Source organism: Elusimicrobiota bacterium (genome assembly GCA_016706425.1).
GTDB lineage: Bacteria > Elusimicrobiota > Elusimicrobia > FEN-1173 > FEN-1173 > JADJJR01.
Genome location: JADJJR010000001.1, coordinates 2,147,471 through 2,162,103, shown reverse-complemented (window position 1 = coordinate 2,162,103; position 14,633 = coordinate 2,147,471). Strand labels below are relative to the sequence as shown.

11 protein-coding genes are annotated in these 14,633 nt (G+C 66.3%); all 11 read left to right on the top strand.

Translation table 11 applies throughout. The features are described 5' to 3' along the window. The first annotated feature begins 7 nt into the window (after nucleotides 1–7). The 11 genes from IPI56_08875 (at nucleotide 8) to purH (ending at nucleotide 14,630) form a co-directional block, all read left to right on the top strand. The gene (locus IPI56_08875; protein MBK7545837.1) at nucleotides 8–1,315 is read left to right on the top strand and encodes a UDP-glucose/GDP-mannose dehydrogenase family protein; all 1,308 of its coding nucleotides are present in this window, start codon (nucleotides 8–10) and stop codon (nucleotides 1,313–1,315) included. A gap of 76 nt (nucleotides 1,316–1,391) precedes the next feature. Then, complete coding sequence (locus IPI56_08870) at nucleotides 1,392–3,185, top strand: thiamine pyrophosphate-binding protein (GenBank protein MBK7545836.1); 1,794 nt, start codon at nucleotides 1,392–1,394, stop codon at nucleotides 3,183–3,185. Between the two features lie 252 nt (nucleotides 3,186–3,437). Further along, the gene (locus IPI56_08865; GenBank protein ID MBK7545835.1) at nucleotides 3,438–6,686 is read left to right on the top strand and encodes a PAS domain S-box protein; all 3,249 of its coding nucleotides are present in this window, start codon (nucleotides 3,438–3,440) and stop codon (nucleotides 6,684–6,686) included. Nucleotides 6,687–6,721: 35 nt separating this feature from the next. Next, complete coding sequence (gene ribD, locus IPI56_08860) at nucleotides 6,722–7,843, top strand: bifunctional diaminohydroxyphosphoribosylaminopyrimidine deaminase/5-amino-6-(5-phosphoribosylamino)uracil reductase RibD (protein MBK7545834.1); 1,122 nt, start codon at nucleotides 6,722–6,724, stop codon at nucleotides 7,841–7,843. Next, nucleotides 7,843–8,436, top strand: a complete 594-nt coding sequence (locus IPI56_08855; GenBank protein MBK7545833.1) for a riboflavin synthase — start codon at nucleotides 7,843–7,845, stop codon at nucleotides 8,434–8,436. The genes ribD and IPI56_08855 overlap by 1 nt, the downstream gene beginning before the upstream one ends. After that, a complete protein-coding gene (locus IPI56_08850) occupies nucleotides 8,433–9,632 on the top strand; it encodes a bifunctional 3,4-dihydroxy-2-butanone-4-phosphate synthase/GTP cyclohydrolase II (GenBank protein MBK7545832.1) in 1,200 nt (399 codons plus the stop codon). Before IPI56_08855 ends, IPI56_08850 begins: the two co-directional genes overlap by 4 nt. Before the next feature lies 1 nt (nucleotide 9,633). Continuing rightward, nucleotides 9,634–10,098 carry a 6,7-dimethyl-8-ribityllumazine synthase gene (locus IPI56_08845; GenBank protein MBK7545831.1) on the top strand — a complete coding sequence of 155 codons (465 nt, stop codon included), beginning with the start codon at nucleotides 9,634–9,636 and terminating at the stop codon, nucleotides 10,096–10,098. Next, nucleotides 10,098–10,550, top strand: a complete 453-nt coding sequence (nusB, locus tag IPI56_08840; protein ID MBK7545830.1) for a transcription antitermination factor NusB — start codon at nucleotides 10,098–10,100, stop codon at nucleotides 10,548–10,550. Before IPI56_08845 ends, nusB begins: the two co-directional genes overlap by 1 nt. A gap of 5 nt (nucleotides 10,551–10,555) precedes the next feature. Next, a complete protein-coding gene (gene ligA / locus IPI56_08835; GenBank protein MBK7545829.1) occupies nucleotides 10,556–12,562 on the top strand; it encodes an NAD-dependent DNA ligase LigA in 2,007 nt (668 codons plus the stop codon). A gap of 24 nt (nucleotides 12,563–12,586) precedes the next feature. Then, on the top strand, nucleotides 12,587–13,084 hold the full coding sequence (locus IPI56_08830) for a RecX family transcriptional regulator (protein MBK7545828.1): 498 nt from the start codon (nucleotides 12,587–12,589) through the stop codon (nucleotides 13,082–13,084). After that, nucleotides 13,068–14,630, top strand: a complete 1,563-nt coding sequence (gene purH, locus IPI56_08825; GenBank protein ID MBK7545827.1) for a bifunctional phosphoribosylaminoimidazolecarboxamide formyltransferase/IMP cyclohydrolase — start codon at nucleotides 13,068–13,070, stop codon at nucleotides 14,628–14,630. Before IPI56_08830 ends, purH begins: the two co-directional genes overlap by 17 nt. Nucleotides 14,631–14,633: the final 3 nt, after the last annotated feature.

The following is a 14,633-nucleotide window of genomic DNA, read 5'->3' as shown; positions in this document are numbered from 1 at the left end:
AGACAACATGAAGCCGAAAAACGTGGCGGTCATCGGGGCGGGGTACGTGGGGTTGGTGACGGGCGCTTGCCTGGCCGAATTGGGGCACCGCGTCGTGTGCGTCGATTCGGACAAAAAGAAGGTGCAAACCCTGCGCAAGGGCGGGGTGCCGATTTACGAACCGGGCCTGCCGGAGCTGGTCGCGGTCCACCGCAAAGCCCGCCGGTTGACGTTCACGGGCCGCATCGAGGACGCCCTGCGGACGGCCGACGTCGTTTTCATCGCCGTCAACACGCCCCCGTCCCCCGACGGCGGCGCCGACCTCTCCTACGTGGAGGCCGTGGCGCGCCGGGTGGGGCAATTGCTCCACCGCTACACCGTCATCGTCGAAAAATCGACCGTCCCCGTGAACACGGGCGACCGCGTCCGCCAGACGCTCCTCCTGCACGGGAAAAAGAACGTTCCCTTCGATGTGGTGTCGAACCCGGAATTCCTGCGTGAAGGCACGGCGGTCTCCGATTTCATGAAACCCGACCGGGTCGTGATCGGCGTCGAATCGGCCCGGGCCGAGGCGGTGATGCGGGAGCTCTACGCCCCGTTGAAAGCGCCCCTGCTCGTGACCGACATTAAAAGCGCCGAGTTGATCAAGCACGCGTCGAACTCCTTTCTGGCCTTGAAAATCTCCTACGCCAACGCCTTGGCGACGCTCTGCGACCGCGTCGGCGCCGACGTTCAGCTCGTCACCAAGGGCATGGGGCTGGACCCCCGGATCGGCCCGTCCTTCCTGCGCGCCGGCCTGGGCTACGGGGGGTCCTGCTTCCCCAAAGACGTCGCCGCCTTCATCCACATGGCCGACGGCGTCGGATTGGACTTCAAGATTTTAAAGGCGGTGCGGGAGATCAACGACGCCGCCCGGGCCTGGGCGGTCGACGCCCTCAAAAAATCCCTGTGGACCCTGCGGGACAAGACGATCGCCGTCTGGGGTTTGGCTTTTAAACCCGACACGGACGACCTGCGGAACGCCCCCGCGCTCGACATCATCGCGCGGATCCAAGCCGAGGGAGGGCGCGTCAACGCCTACGACCCGGTGGCCATGACCAAGGCGCGGGCCCTCTTGAAGGACGTGCGTTTTTGCCGCAACCCCTACGACGCCGCCCGGGGGGTGGACGCGGTGGTGCTGGCCACGGAGTGGAAGGAATTCCGCGATGCGGACCTGGCCCGTCTGAAAGCGTTGGTGCGGACTCCGGTCTTTGTGGACGGGCGCAACGCCCTGTCCCCCGCGGCCCTGAGCGCGGCGGGGTTTCACGTTCACGCGGTGGGCCGGTCGGGCCGCTGATCCCCGCCGCCGTTCGGTTTTGTGAGTCGGCGCGCGCCGGCGAGTTTGGCCGGGGCGACGCTTTCGGGAGTGTGCGATGAGCCGATCCTCGAAGCCCAAATCCACGCGCGCCGGGAACGCCGGGGCCCTTCCGCGGCCCGCCGCCCGCACCGCCGTCCAATTGCTGCTCGCCTATCTGGAACAGGAGGGGGTCGACACCGTTTTCGGCATCCCGGGCGGGCCCTTGATGCCCTTTTACGAAGCGATGTTCGCCGGCGGGAAAATCCGTCCCGTGATCACCAAGCACGAGGAAGGCGCCGCGTTCATGGCCGACGGTTACGCCCGGGTGTCCGGACGGCTCGGCGTCTGCTGCGCCACCACGGGCCCCGGCGCCACCAACGCGCTGACCGGCATCGCTTGCGCCTACCGCGATTCGGTCCCCGTGCTGTTGCTCACCGCCCAGATCGCCCTGTCCGCCTTCGGCAAAGGGGCCGCCCAGGAAAGCTCGCCCCTCGGCATCGACATCGTCGACATGTACAAGGACGTCACCAAGGCCAGCGTGATGCTGATGGCCCCCGAAAAAATCGCCGAGGTGACGCGGCATCTTTTGCGCACCAGCCTCTCGGGCCGGTCGGGGCCGATTCATTTGAGTTTGCCCGCGGACATGATGGGACGCCCCGTTCCCGACGACCTGCGCAAACCCCAGCAATACCGCCCCCCGTCGGAATTGTTCGACCGCCGCTCGGTCAAAGAGGCGGCCAAATTGTTGCTCCAAGCCCGCCGACCGGTGCTTTTGGCGGGCTACGGCGTCCATCTTTCCCGGGCCTACGACGAACTTCGCGGCCTGGCCGAACGACTGAAAATCCCGGTGGCCACGACCCAAAAAGGGAAAGGGGTGTTCCCCGAAGACCACGCCCTCTCCCTGGGCGTGTTCGGTTTCGCGGGTTCCCCCCAGGCGGACGCGGTGATTCTCTCCGCGGAGACGGACCTGCTCCTGGGCGTCGGCACGAGTTTCGGCGAATTGTCCACCCACGCCTGGGACCCGCGGGTCGGGGCCGGGCGCCGTATCCTCCATATTGACGTGGACCCCAACGAGATCGGTAAGAATTATTCGGTGGACGCGGGGCTCGTGGGCGACGCGCGCCACGTGCTGCGCGAAATCAATTTCCAGTTGGAACGCGACGCCCGTTGGTTGGAGCAAACCCAGGACCTGGGTCCGCGGTTGGCGGCCCTGCGCGCCCTCAAGGCCATCACCCCCCGGTTTATCGACGAAGCGAGCGGCCAATCCACGGCCGTGCCGCTTCTGCCCCAGCGCGTGGTGGCGGAAATGCGGAAAGCCCTCCCGGCGGACACCATCCTCTTCGTCGACATAGGAAACGTCATGGCGTGGGCCCTCCACTACTACACGGTCCGGGAACCCGGGGGCTTTTTCATCAACATGGGGTTCGGTTCCATGGGGCACGGGGTGGCCGCGGCCATCGGCGGCAAACTGGCCGCGCCGGACCGCCCCGTCGTGGCCCTCACCGGGGACGCCGCCTTCGCCATGAACGGCCTGGAGGTCCACACCGCGGTCGAAAACGACGTGCCGGTCGTCTGGGTGGTGCTCAACAACGGCGGTCACGGCATGGTGCACCTGGGCGAAACCCAGCAGTTCCAGGGCCGGTTCAATACCTCCCTCTTTCGACGGAAATTGAACGTCGCCCAGATCGCCGACGCGGTGGGCGCTTTGTCGTTCGTCGTGGAGAAGCCGGGGGACACGGAGCGCGCCCTGGCGGCGGCCCTCGCCGCCAAACGCCCCGCCGTCATCGACGCGCGCGTGGACCCCGCGGCCGTCCCGCCGACAGGCATGCGTTTGGCGACTTTGGAAAAGTTTTTCAGCGCGCCCCAATAAGCGGGCGCCCCAAAGTCCCGGTTAAACCTGAATTTTGCAAGAGGACGCGGCATTCGACGAAGGCGGCCGGACTTTTTCTCCCTCAAAAAGTTCGTCCGATGTCCCCGCATCGACCTCACTTTTTTCGTTGAAAAAGCCGCGGCCCCCCTCGTCTCGGTGCCCGCGCCTATTGCAAAGTTCAGGTTGAAATCCGGTGGGACCTCCTCTATAGTTATTAAGCGTTCCGGGGTTTGGGAACGGACGAATCAAACGATGACTCGCCGCCCGGGCACCGGCGGCGGTCAGCCGCCGCTCGCGGCGCGGGAAGGACGATCGGTGCTGAAGGCAATAGGGGACGCGGCGCGGCGGTTCGCCCGCTCCGTCTCGGGACGTTTCACGAACGTGTTCCAGGGACGGACCCTGGGCCGCCAGGTCCTCATGACGGTGATCCCCGTCGTAATGTTCGTCACCGTCTTTTCGGGTTTCACCACCTACCGGTTGGTCCGAAAACCCATCGTCGCGAGCGTGCGCCAATTGGCGGGGGGGGAAGCCGCCCACCTGGCCGCGACAATCACCGCCTATTTCAACGAGCGGCTTGAGGACATGGAGTCCCTCGTCCAAGGCCCCTTGTTTTCGGAGTTCCACCGCGCGCGCGCCGCCGGCGACGCCCGGGAAACGGCGGCCCGCCGCCGCGTCCTCGAACGCGTGCTGACCGGAATTGCGGAGCGGACGCGGTACGAGGGCGCGCGGGTTTATCGGGACGCCGCCTACTTCGACGCCGCGGGGGTTCCCCTGCATTTCGCCCGCAAGGACGGCGCCCTCGCGAACGCGCCGTTGCCGCCGGGTTTTTTCGCCCACGTCAAACGGGGGCAACCCCTGGATTTTCCTGTCGAAGGCGGTGCCGGGGGGGTTCCCACCAAACGGCTGGCCAAGCCCGCCTTCGATGACGCCGGTAATTTCTTGGGCGTCCTGTTGATGGATTGCGACTTGACCCCCGTGGTGGATTTGTTGCGGGGCGTGCGCGTGAGCGGGGACGGCGCGGCTTTTTTGGCGGACGCGGACGGGAAGAATATCCTCGACCTGCCCCATCACGCCGGGCAACGCACCGTGCGTGCGGAAGCGCCGCTCAAAGAAACCCAGACCCGGTGGAATTGGCGCGTGGTGGTGGAGGTCCCCGAAAAAGGGTTTCTGGTGAAGGCCCTTTGGCAAAGCCTGGGCGCCACGGTGGCCCTGTCGGTCATCGCCACCCTCCTCATCACTTTCCTCGTGGCCGTCCGTGTTTCCGATCTCATGAGCCCCGTCAAAAGTCTGGTGGAAGGGACGCGTCGGTTCGCCGCCGGGGACATGTCGTTCCGGTTCGCCCGGTTTCCCAGCATCGAACTCAACACCCTCGGGGCGTCCTTCAACAGGATGGCCGAGACCCTGGAGGGCCGCGGCAAAGAATTGGAGCAGCGCCTCCGCCAGTTGACCGCCTTGAAGGACATGGAGGAGGCGGTCATCCAGCGTCAGGAGGAGGACACCGTCTTGCGGTTGTGCATTGAAGCCGTGGCGCGGGGGTTCACTTTCGATCGCGTCGGTTTGTATTGGGTGGACCAATCCCACAAGGAGATCGTCGGGCGCTTCCTTTACGGCTCGGATCTCGGCGGTTTTTCCGAGGCGGCGTTCCGCAAGCGGCGGGTGCCCGTGGGGGGCGTCGATATTTTGAACGAAGTGTTGCGGTCCCGAACGGCGGTGTGGCTGCGTTCCGCCGACGAGGACCCCCGGGTCAACCGGTTGTTCGTCGACGAAGCCCGCACCCGCGAGTTCGTGATGGCCCCCATTTGCGGCAAAGACAAAGCCCTCGGCGTCCTCACCGCCGATAACCTCCACAGCGGCCGGCCCTTGTCGGAGTCCGACCGCGAGGGGTTGATGCTCTACGCCCACGCGGTCGGACTCGCCCTCGAGAACGCGGGGCTCTTCCAGGTCGTGGCGGAGAACGAATCGCGACTGCGGACGGTGCTGGAAAACTCCCCCGAAGCCATCATCGGTTTGTCGCGGGAGCATTGGATCGGAACGTGGAACCGCGGGGCGGAAAAAATCTTCGGGTTCACGGCCCCCGAGGTTATTGGGAAACCCCTTACCATATTGTTCCCGAAGTCCACCGCCGGGGAGTTTAAGAAGCTCCTGGCGCGGGTGATGGAGAAGGGGTCCGTCCGCGATTTCACCATGGCGGCCCAGGCCAAGGAGGGACGCCCCTTGGATCTTTCGGTGTCCTGGGGCGGCCAGCACGCCGATTTCTGGATGAACAAGGAATGGACCCTCGTGATCCGCGACATCACGGAGGCCCGTCGGATGCAGCAACAGCTGATCCGTTCGGAAAAGTTGTCCGCCGTGGGGCAATTGATCTCGGGCATCGCGCACGAGTTGAACAACCCCCTGCAGGCCGTGGTCGGCTACTCCGACATCCTGGGTGACGACGTCCGCCAAAAAGCCGACCGGCAGGCGGGGGGCACCATCGCCGTCGACGCGAAGGACGTCTTGAACGATTTGCGGATCATCACCGAAAACGCCATGCGGTGCCAAAAAATCATCGAAAACCTTTTGCTCTTCGTGCGCCAGGGCGAAATTGAAAAAAAGCCCGTCGATTTGGCCAAGGTCGTGCAGTCCTCCCGGGAGCTGCTTCAATACAAATTGAAAAAAGCCGCCCACATCCAGGTGGACGTGGATTTCCCCGAACCCTGCCCGCGCGTCCGCGGCAACTTCCAACAAATTCAGCAGGTGTTCGTGAATTTGATGAACAACGCCTGCGACGCCATGATGGCGGCCGGGGGCGACCGGCCCAAGGCCATCCGCATCGCGGCGCGCGAGACCGTCGCGGGGGTGCTGCGCGTGGAAATCGCCGACACCGGGCCGGGCATCCCGCCCGAAGCCCGCGATCATGTTTTCGAGCCGTTTTTCACCACCAAACCGGAAGGGCGCGGCACGGGGCTGGGTTTGCCCGTCTGCCGGCAAATCGTGGAAGAGCACGGCGGGCGTTTGGATTTCGTGACCGAAGTGAACCGCGGCACCACGTTTTGGTTTGAATTGCCCGTGGCCAAGGACGAGCTGGCCCTCGCCCCCTCCGCCGCCCCGACCCTGCCCCCGGTGCGGGGCCGCACGATTCTGTTGGTCGATGACGAGCCCGATGTGTTGGGGTTTTTGAGCAAAGCGATTCAGGCCGAGGGCAACACGCTGGACGTGGCGGGCGGTCTGCGGGACGCCATCGCGCGGGCGTCGTCGCGGCCCTACGACTTGGTGATCACCGATGTCCGGTTGGGCGAGGGCACGGGCCTGTCCCTTTATGAAAATTGGGGTCTGTGGTCGACGCATCCCCGGCCGCCTTTCCTGTTCATGACGGGGGACGTTTTGAACGGCGCGGCGGTCCTCGATATTGAAAAAAAAGGGTTGCCGCTTTTGCGCAAACCCATCGATTTGTCGACTTTCCAGAACGCCGTGCGAAAAATCCTTGCCGCGGCGTTGAACAACCCGCCCTCAAAAAGCTAAAATAAAGAGATATCGGCCGACGAAGGCCGCTGTCTATGAAACCCCGCTCCTTCTCCTTACGCCGGGGCGCCGATGCGCCCCGGCCCGACGACATCCGTTGGATGGCCCGCGCCCTGGCTTTGGCCGAGCGCGGACGTCCGCACGCCCACCCCAACCCGATCGTGGGCGCGGTGGTGGCCCGGGAAAACCGGTGCGTCGGGGAAGGCGCGCACGAGCGCTTCGGCGGTCCCCACGCGGAAGTGATCGCCCTCCATCGGGCGGGCGACCGCGCGCGCGGCGCCACCCTCTACGTGACGCTGGAACCCTGCCACCGTTTCGGCAAAACCCCGCCCTGTTGCGACGCCATTCTGCGTTCCGGCGTGCGCCGTGTGGTCGTGGCGGCGTCGGACGCGAGCGTCCGCGGGGGCGGTGTGTCCCGTCTGCGGGCGCGCGGACTCCGCGTTGACACCGGCCTGTTGGAAGGCCCCGCCCGCGATCTTAACCCCGGTTTTCATTCCCGCCTCGAAAAAAAACGCCCCCACGTTCTGTTAAAAATCGCCCAAACTATCGACGGCAAAATCGCCACCGCCCACGGCCGTTCCCGGTGGATCACCGGCCCCGCCGCCCGGCGCCTCGGTCACCGGTTGCGCGCCCAGTGCGACGCCCTGTTGGTGGGGGCGGGCACCGTGCGGCGGGACAACCCCGCTCTCGACGCCCACGGCGAGGGGCCCGATCCGATCCGAACGGTTTTGTCGGCCTCGCTGGACTTGCCCCCCGCCGCCCGGGTGTTCCGCCCCGCGGGGTTGACTTGGGTGTTGACCCGGCCCGACGCGCCCCGATCCCGGCGTTTGGTTTTGCAAGCGCGCGGCGTGACCTTGATCGACGCGCCGGGCGGCGCGCCCGGACGGCTGGATCTTCGGCGTGCCCTGGCGGCCCTGGCCCGGCGCGGGGTCGGCCGTTTGATGGTGGAGGGCGGGGGGACGACGGCCGCCGCGTTCCTGGAGGCGGGGCTTGTCGACGAAGTCTATTGTTTTGTGGCGCCGGGGTTTCTGGGCGGCGTCGACGCGCCGACTTCGGTCGAGGGGCGGGGCGTCCCGACCCCCGCGGCTCTGCGCCGCCTGTCCCGGGTTAACGTTTCCCGCGTGGGGACGGATCTCCTGCTTCACGGGGAATTTTGATGTTCACCGGACTGATTCAAGACGTCGGTCGTGTGGCGCGCCGGGAGGGCCTTCGCCTCTGGGTGGAAGGGTCGCTTTGCCGTTTGCGCCGGGGCGATTCGGTGGCGGTCAACGGGGTGTGCCTGACGGTGACGGGGGCCGCGGCCGCCGGACGCCGTACGGTGTGGCGCTTTGATTTATCGGAGGAGACGGCGCGCCTCACCACCTTGGGAACCTGCGTTCCCGGCCGGCCGGTCAACCTGGAGGCCGCGCTGAAAATCGGCGACGCCCTGGGGGGCCACATCGTGCAGGGGCACGTCGACGGGATCGGGCGCGTCGAAGCCGTTCGGCCGGAAAAAGGCGGCCGCCTCCTCACGTTTTCCTTCCCGCCGGCCTTGAAGGATTTCCTGGTGTCCAAGGGGTCGATCGCCGTCGACGGCATCAGCCTCACGGTGGTCCGTCCGCGGGGCGCGCGCTTCGACGCGGCCATCATTCCGCACACCGACGCCCACACCACCCTGGGGACGGCCCGGGTGGGGGACGCCGTGAACATTGAAGCCGACCCCCTGGCCAAACACGTGGCGGGCCTGCTGGCCGCCTGGAGAAAAAAATGACGTTTGTTTCCATTCCCGAAGCGTTGAAAGAATTCCGCGCGGGCCGCGCGTTGGTCGTCGTGGACGATCCCGGCCGCGAGAACGAGGGCGACGTGGTGATCGCCGCCGAAAAGGTGACGCCCGCGGCCATCAACTTCATGGCCAAAGAGGGGCGCGGCCTGATTTGCGTGCCCATGTTGGGCGACCGGTTGGATTCGTTGCGCATCAACCCCATGGTCGAGCGCGGCGAGCCGCGCGAGGCGGCGTTCACGGTGTCCGTGGACGCCAAACGCGGGGTGACGACGGGGATTTCCGCCCACGACCGCGCGCGAACCGTGCGGGCTCTCATCGACCCCAAAACGCGGCCCGCGGACCTCTCGCGGCCCGGCCACATTTTCCCGTTGCGTTACCGCGAGGGCGGGGTGTTGGTTCGTTCCGGCCACACCGAGGCCGCCGTCGATCTCGCGCGGCTCGCGGGGCTCACTCCCGCCGCCGTGATATGCGAGATCATGAACGAGGACGGTTCCATGAGCCGGTTGCCGACCTTGAAGCGTTTCGCGCGCAAGCACAAGCTCAAGATGGTGACCATCGAGGACTTGATTTCCCACCGTCGGCGTCACGAGAAGCTCGTGCGGCGTCTGGCCACGGCCAACCTGCCGACCCGGGCGGGACTGTTTCAAATCCATCTCTACGAGGACGTCCCCACGGGGGACAAGCACGTCGCCCTGGTGCGCGGCGAAGTGGTGGGACGAAAAAACGTCTTGGTTCGGGTGCACTCCTCCTGCTTCACGGGCGACGTCCTTCATTCCCTCCGCTGCGATTGCGGCGAACAGTTGGAACAGGCGATGAAGCGGATCAACGACGACGGCACCGGCGTTTTGCTCTACATGCACCAAGAGGGGCGCGGCATCGGCTTGGTGAACAAGCTGCACGCCTACGCGCTGCAGGAGCAGGGGCTCGACACCGTTGAAGCCAATCAGAAACTGGGGTTTGCCCCGGACCTCCGGGAATACGGGATCGGCGCCCAAATCCTGGCCGACCTGGGCCTCACCAGCGTTCGGCTTTTGACCAACAACCCCAAGAAAATCGTCGGATTGGATGGGTACGGACTGCGCGTGAGCGAGCGCGTGCCGCTTCAGATAACGCCCAACCGGCACAATCAGCGCTACCTGTCGGCCAAACGCCGGAAGCTGGGCCATCTTTTGGATGGTCGATAAAATGAAACTGTCCTCGCCCTCCACCGCCCTCCCCGTCGGCCGCGGCAAACGGTTCGCCGTCGTTGTGTCGCGCTTCAACAGCGACGTCACCGACCGCTTGTTGGCGGGGTGCCGGGCCACCTTTCGCGCGGCCGGGGTGGCCGACCGCGATGTCCGGGTGATCCACGCCCCCGGTGCGTTCGAACTCCCGTTTCTCTGCCGTCGCTTGGCGACTTCGCGGCGTTACCACGCCGTGGTGGCTCTCGGTTGCATTGTCCGCGGTCAGACGCCCCACGACCGTTACATCGCCCAGGCGGTGGCCCAGGGGATCATGGCCGTCGGGTTGGAGACCGGCGTGCCCGTCGTGTTCGGCGTGCTGACGCCCCTCAACGCCCGCCAGGCCAGGGCGCGGTCCGGCGCGGGCGACGCCAACAAGGGCGTCGAATCGGCGCGGGCGGCGCTCGAAATGGCGTCGGGGGATTTCTAATGGGCCTGCGGCGCCAGGCGCGGGAAGCCGCGCTTCAAATCCTTTACTTGGCGGACATCGCCCGCCTGCCCGGCGAGGTCGCCGCGCGGATCATTTGGGAGGGCTCCGAAGCCCCGCCGCGCACCAAGGCCTTCGGTGACACCCTGGCCAAGGGCACCTTGACGCACCGGCCGCTCCTGGACCAGTTGATCGCCAAATACGCCGAAAACTGGGAGATCGGCCGCATGGCGGCCATCGACCGCAACGTTCTGCGTTTGGCGGCCTTCGAACTCTTGAACGAACTGGACACCCCCGTGTCGGTGGTCATCGACGAGGCCGTGGAAATCGCCAAAACCTATTCCACCCAGGACTCCGGCAAGTTTGTGAACGGCATTTTGGACAAAATCAAGTCCGAGCGTCCCGTCGCGCCGCCCGCGCCGCCCCGCGAAGGCCAGCGCGAACTGTTCGGCTGACCGGCATGTCCGCCGCGCCTTCCCCCCGGGCGGAAATCGAAGAGCTTCGACGGGCCATTCGCCGCCACGACCGCCTCTACCACAACGACGACGCCCCTGAAATTTCCGACCGCGCGTACGACGCGCTCTTCGCGCGCTTAAAAGCGCTGGAGGAGGAGCACCCCGACCTGCAATCGCCGGACTCCCCCACGCGGCGCGTGGGGGGCGGCGTGTCCAACGATTTCGCCTCCGTCCGGCACGCGGTGCCCATGTTGTCCCTCGACAACACCTACGACGCCGAGGACCTGGTGGCTTGGCGCGACCGCGCCCAAAAAGGCCTCGCCGCTGGCGACGCGCCCCATTTCGTCGTGGAACTCAAAATCGACGGACTCGGATTGGCCCTCCTTTACGAAGACGGGGTCTTGACGCGCGCGGCGACCCGGGGGGACGGCGAAACGGGCGAGGACGTGACCGCCAACGCCCGCACCATCCGCGCCATCCCCCTGCGCCTGGAGGGCACGCCCCCCCGTCGACTGGAAGTCCGCGGCGAGGTCTACGTGTCCCGGCGGGATTTCGACCGCTACGTAAAAACGCTCGCCGAAAGGGGGGAGGACGCCCCCCCGGCCAACCCGCGCAATTTCGCGGCGGGCAGTCTGCGTCAGAAAGACCCAACGGTCACCGCCCGGCGCCCCCTCCGGTATTACGTCCATTCCTACGGCGCGGTGGAGGGCCGGGTCTACGAATCCCACCATCAGTTTTTGGAGGACTGCCGCGCCTGGGGGCTGCCGGTGGACCCGGAGACCCGCCTGTGCCGCGCTTTCGACGAGGTTTTGCGGACCTGCCGGACCTTCGAGAAAAAACGCGACGCCTGGCCCTTTGACGCCGATGGGGCGGTCGTGAAAATCGACCAGATTCCCCTGCAGCGGCGGCTGGGGTTCACCTTCCGGTCCCCGCGGTGGGCCGTCGCCTACAAATTCCCGGGCGCCCGCGCGCTGACCCGCGTGCGGGCCGTGGACATGTCGGTGGGACGCACCGGCGCTGTGACGCCCGTGGCCAAACTCGACCCCGTCGCCTGCGGGGGGGTGACGATCGCCAGCGCGTCCCTCTTCAATTTCGACGAGGTGCGCCGGCTGGACGTGCGCGTGGGGGACTGGGTGTGGATCGAACGCGCCGGGGAGGTGATCCCCCGGGTGGTCGAGGTGGTGGAGTCCAAACGCACCGGCGCGGAAACCCCCGTGACCCTTCCGGTCGCTTGTCCGGCGTGCGGCGGCTCCACCGCCAAATCCAAGGAAGGGGAAGTTGTCTACCGCTGCCAAAACCCCGCCTGCCCCGCCCAATTGGAGAAAAGCCTGCTGCACTTCGCTTCCCGGGACGCCATGGACATTCGGGGCCTCGGCGAAGCGGTGGTTCAAGGGACGCTGGCGAAAAACTGGGTCCGCGATTTGGCGGACGTTTTCACGTTGACCCGGGACCAACTTTTGACCCTGGAAGGCTTTAAAGGCAAAAAGGCCGACAATCTCTTGGCCGCCCTGGCCGACGCCCGGGGACGGTCCCTGGCCCGGTTTTTGCACGGGCTGGGCGTTCGGGACGTGGGGGAGAAAGGCGCGCGGCTCCTGGCCGAGCGGTTCGGGTCTTTGGACGCCTTGGCGGCCGCGGAAAAAGGGGAACTCGAATCGATCCACGAGGTGGGTCCGGTGGTGGCGGAGTCTGTCCACGGTTATTTCCGTCAGCCCGCCGTGCGCGCTCTCCTCGCCAAGTTCAAGGGCCTCGGGATCGACCCCCGGGAGGCGCCCCGGCCCACCGGGCCCCTGACCGGAAAAACCGTTGTTTTCACCGGGACCCTGTCCCGCTTCTCCCGGGCCGAGGCCGAGCGCCTTGTCCGCGAACGGGGGGGGAACGCGGCCCCCAGCGTCTCCAAGGCCACGGATTTCGTGGTCGCCGGGGCCGACGCGGGGTCCAAACGCGCGAGGGCCGAAAAGCTCGGCGTGCCGATCCTCACCGAAGAGGAATTCGAAAAACGCCTCCGGCTGTGATTTGTTACAATGGCCGACTTACCGGTGACGGAACCCACTGAAGACGCTCTTTATCGTTCGGCCATGGACCGGGCCCTGTATTGGCTCAAGTTCCGCGCGCGCGCCGCGAAGGAAATGGCCGCGCGGTTGGCGGAAAAAGGATTCCCGGTTCCGGTGGTGGACCGGACCGTCGCGCGCCTTAAAGAGCTTCGGCTTTTGGACGACGCGGCGTTGGCCCGGGGACTGACGGAGAGCCACCGGCGGTCCGGTCGCGGGGATCCCCGCGTGCGCCGCGAGTTGCTGCGGCGGGGGTTGCCGAAAGACGACGTGGAGGCCGCTCTGGCCTCGCCGGGAACGGAATCCGTGGAAGACCGAATCCGCCGGGTCCTGGACAAGAAAAAAAAATCATTCGCGCGCCTGGACGCGCGCACCGCGGAACGGCGGGCTTTTGGTGCCTTGGCGCGACAGGGGTTCGACGCGGACGACATTCGGCGGGTGTTGCGGACTTTTCTCAAAGGGGACGACAATGGCGAAGACCTGTGAAATACGACGGGCGTTGATTTCGGTGTCCAGCAAGGACGGCGTGGTCGAGTTGGCCCACGGGCTGTCCAACCTCGGGGTGGAGATCCTCTCCACCGGCGGCACCGCGAAATCCCTGCGCCAGGCCGAAATCAAGGTCACCGAGGTCTCGGACCTCACCGGTTTCCCCGAAATCCTCGATGGTCGCGTCAAAACGCTCCACCCCAAAGTCTTTGGCGGTCTGCTGGCCCTGCGCAACAAGGAAACCCACAGCCGGGACATGGAAAAACACGGCATTCCGCCCATCGACCTGGTCGTCGTCAACCTTTACCCCTTTGAAAGCGTCTGCGGCGACTCGACCCTGCCCGAAGACGAAATGCTGGAGTACATCGACATCGGCGGCTCGGCCCTGATCCGCGCCTCGGCCAAAAACCACACCCACGTGGCGACCCTCTGCGACCCCGAGGATTACCCGGGGGTTCTCGAGGAGCTCAACGAGCGCGGCAAGCTGTCCCAGGAGACCCGCCGCCGGCTGGCGGCCAAGGCTTTCGGGCACACGGCCCATTACGACGCGGTGATCGCCGGGGTCTTCCGTCAAAAGGCCCAGGTGAAGGAGTTCCCCGCGGAGCTGGCGCCGGCCCTGCGCAAAAAGCAGGAGCTTCGCTACGGCGAAAACCCCCATCAGAAAGCCGCGTTGTACCAGGAGTCGGGCACCCGCGCCTGGGGCGTGGTGGGGGCGAAAGTCCTGCAGGGCAAGCAGGTGTCTTTCAACAACTACATGGACTGCGACGCCGCCTGGCGGCTGGTTTCCTCGTTCGCGAACCCGGCGGCCGTGGTCATCAAACACAACAACCCCTGCGGGGTCGCCGAGGCCGACGGGTTGGCCGACGCCTTCCGCCAGGCTCACGGCGCCGATTCCCTCTCGGCGTTCGGCGGCATCGTGGGGTTCAACCGCTCCGTGGACGGCGAGACCGCCCAGGAGCTCGCGAAGCTCTTTTTGGAGTGCGTGATCGCCCCGGGCTTCCACGCCGACGCCCGGGACATTCTCGGCAAGAAAGCCAATTTGCGTTTGCTGGAACAGCCGACCCTTTTGGCCGACCCCTACGAATGGGACATCCGCCGCATCTCGGGCGGGTTCCTGGTGCAGGAGCAGGACGCGCCGCGCCCCCTGGAAATGAAGGTCGTCTCCCGCCGGGCGCCGTCGCCCGAGGAGCAGCTCTCCCTGGCCTTCGCCTGGCAGGTGGCCAAACAGGTCAAATCCAACGCCATCGTGCTCGCCCGGGGCCGCGTCACGGCGGGCATCGGCGCGGGGCAAATGTCGCGGATCGATTCCCTCAAGGTGGCGCACATGAAGTTGCAGGTGCCCGCCGTGGGCAAAACGCCGCCGCCGCTGGTCCTGGCCTCGGACGGGTTCTTCCCCTTCCGGGACACGGTGGACGAGGCGGCGAAAATGGGCGTTTCGGCCATCATTCAACCCGGCGGCAGCGTGCGCGATGAGGATTCCGTGGCCGCCGCCAACGAGCACGGGCTGGCCATGGTGATCACCAACGTCCGGCACTTCCGCCATTGAGCC

What these genes read in the sequence shown, in the direction of transcription:
- IPI56_08865 (MBK7545835.1), top strand. Translation starts at nt 3,438, where the DNA reads ATGACTCGCCGCCCGGGCACCGGCGGCGGTCAGCCGCCGCTCGCGGCG.
- ligA (MBK7545829.1), top strand. Translation starts at nt 10,556, where the DNA reads ATGTCCGCCGCGCCTTCCCCCCGGGCGGAAATCGAAGAGCTTCGACGG.
- purH (MBK7545827.1), top strand. Translation starts at nt 13,068, where the DNA reads ATGGCGAAGACCTGTGAAATACGACGGGCGTTGATTTCGGTGTCCAGC.
- IPI56_08845 (MBK7545831.1), top strand. Translation starts at nt 9,634, where the DNA reads ATGAAACTGTCCTCGCCCTCCACCGCCCTCCCCGTCGGCCGCGGCAAA.
- ribD (MBK7545834.1), top strand. Translation starts at nt 6,722, where the DNA reads ATGAAACCCCGCTCCTTCTCCTTACGCCGGGGCGCCGATGCGCCCCGG.
- IPI56_08855 (MBK7545833.1), top strand. Translation starts at nt 7,843, where the DNA reads ATGTTCACCGGACTGATTCAAGACGTCGGTCGTGTGGCGCGCCGGGAG.
- IPI56_08850 (MBK7545832.1), top strand. Translation starts at nt 8,433, where the DNA reads ATGACGTTTGTTTCCATTCCCGAAGCGTTGAAAGAATTCCGCGCGGGC.
- IPI56_08870 (MBK7545836.1), top strand. Translation starts at nt 1,392, where the DNA reads ATGAGCCGATCCTCGAAGCCCAAATCCACGCGCGCCGGGAACGCCGGG.
- nusB (MBK7545830.1), top strand. Translation starts at nt 10,098, where the DNA reads ATGGGCCTGCGGCGCCAGGCGCGGGAAGCCGCGCTTCAAATCCTTTAC.
- IPI56_08875 (MBK7545837.1), top strand. Translation starts at nt 8, where the DNA reads ATGAAGCCGAAAAACGTGGCGGTCATCGGGGCGGGGTACGTGGGGTTG.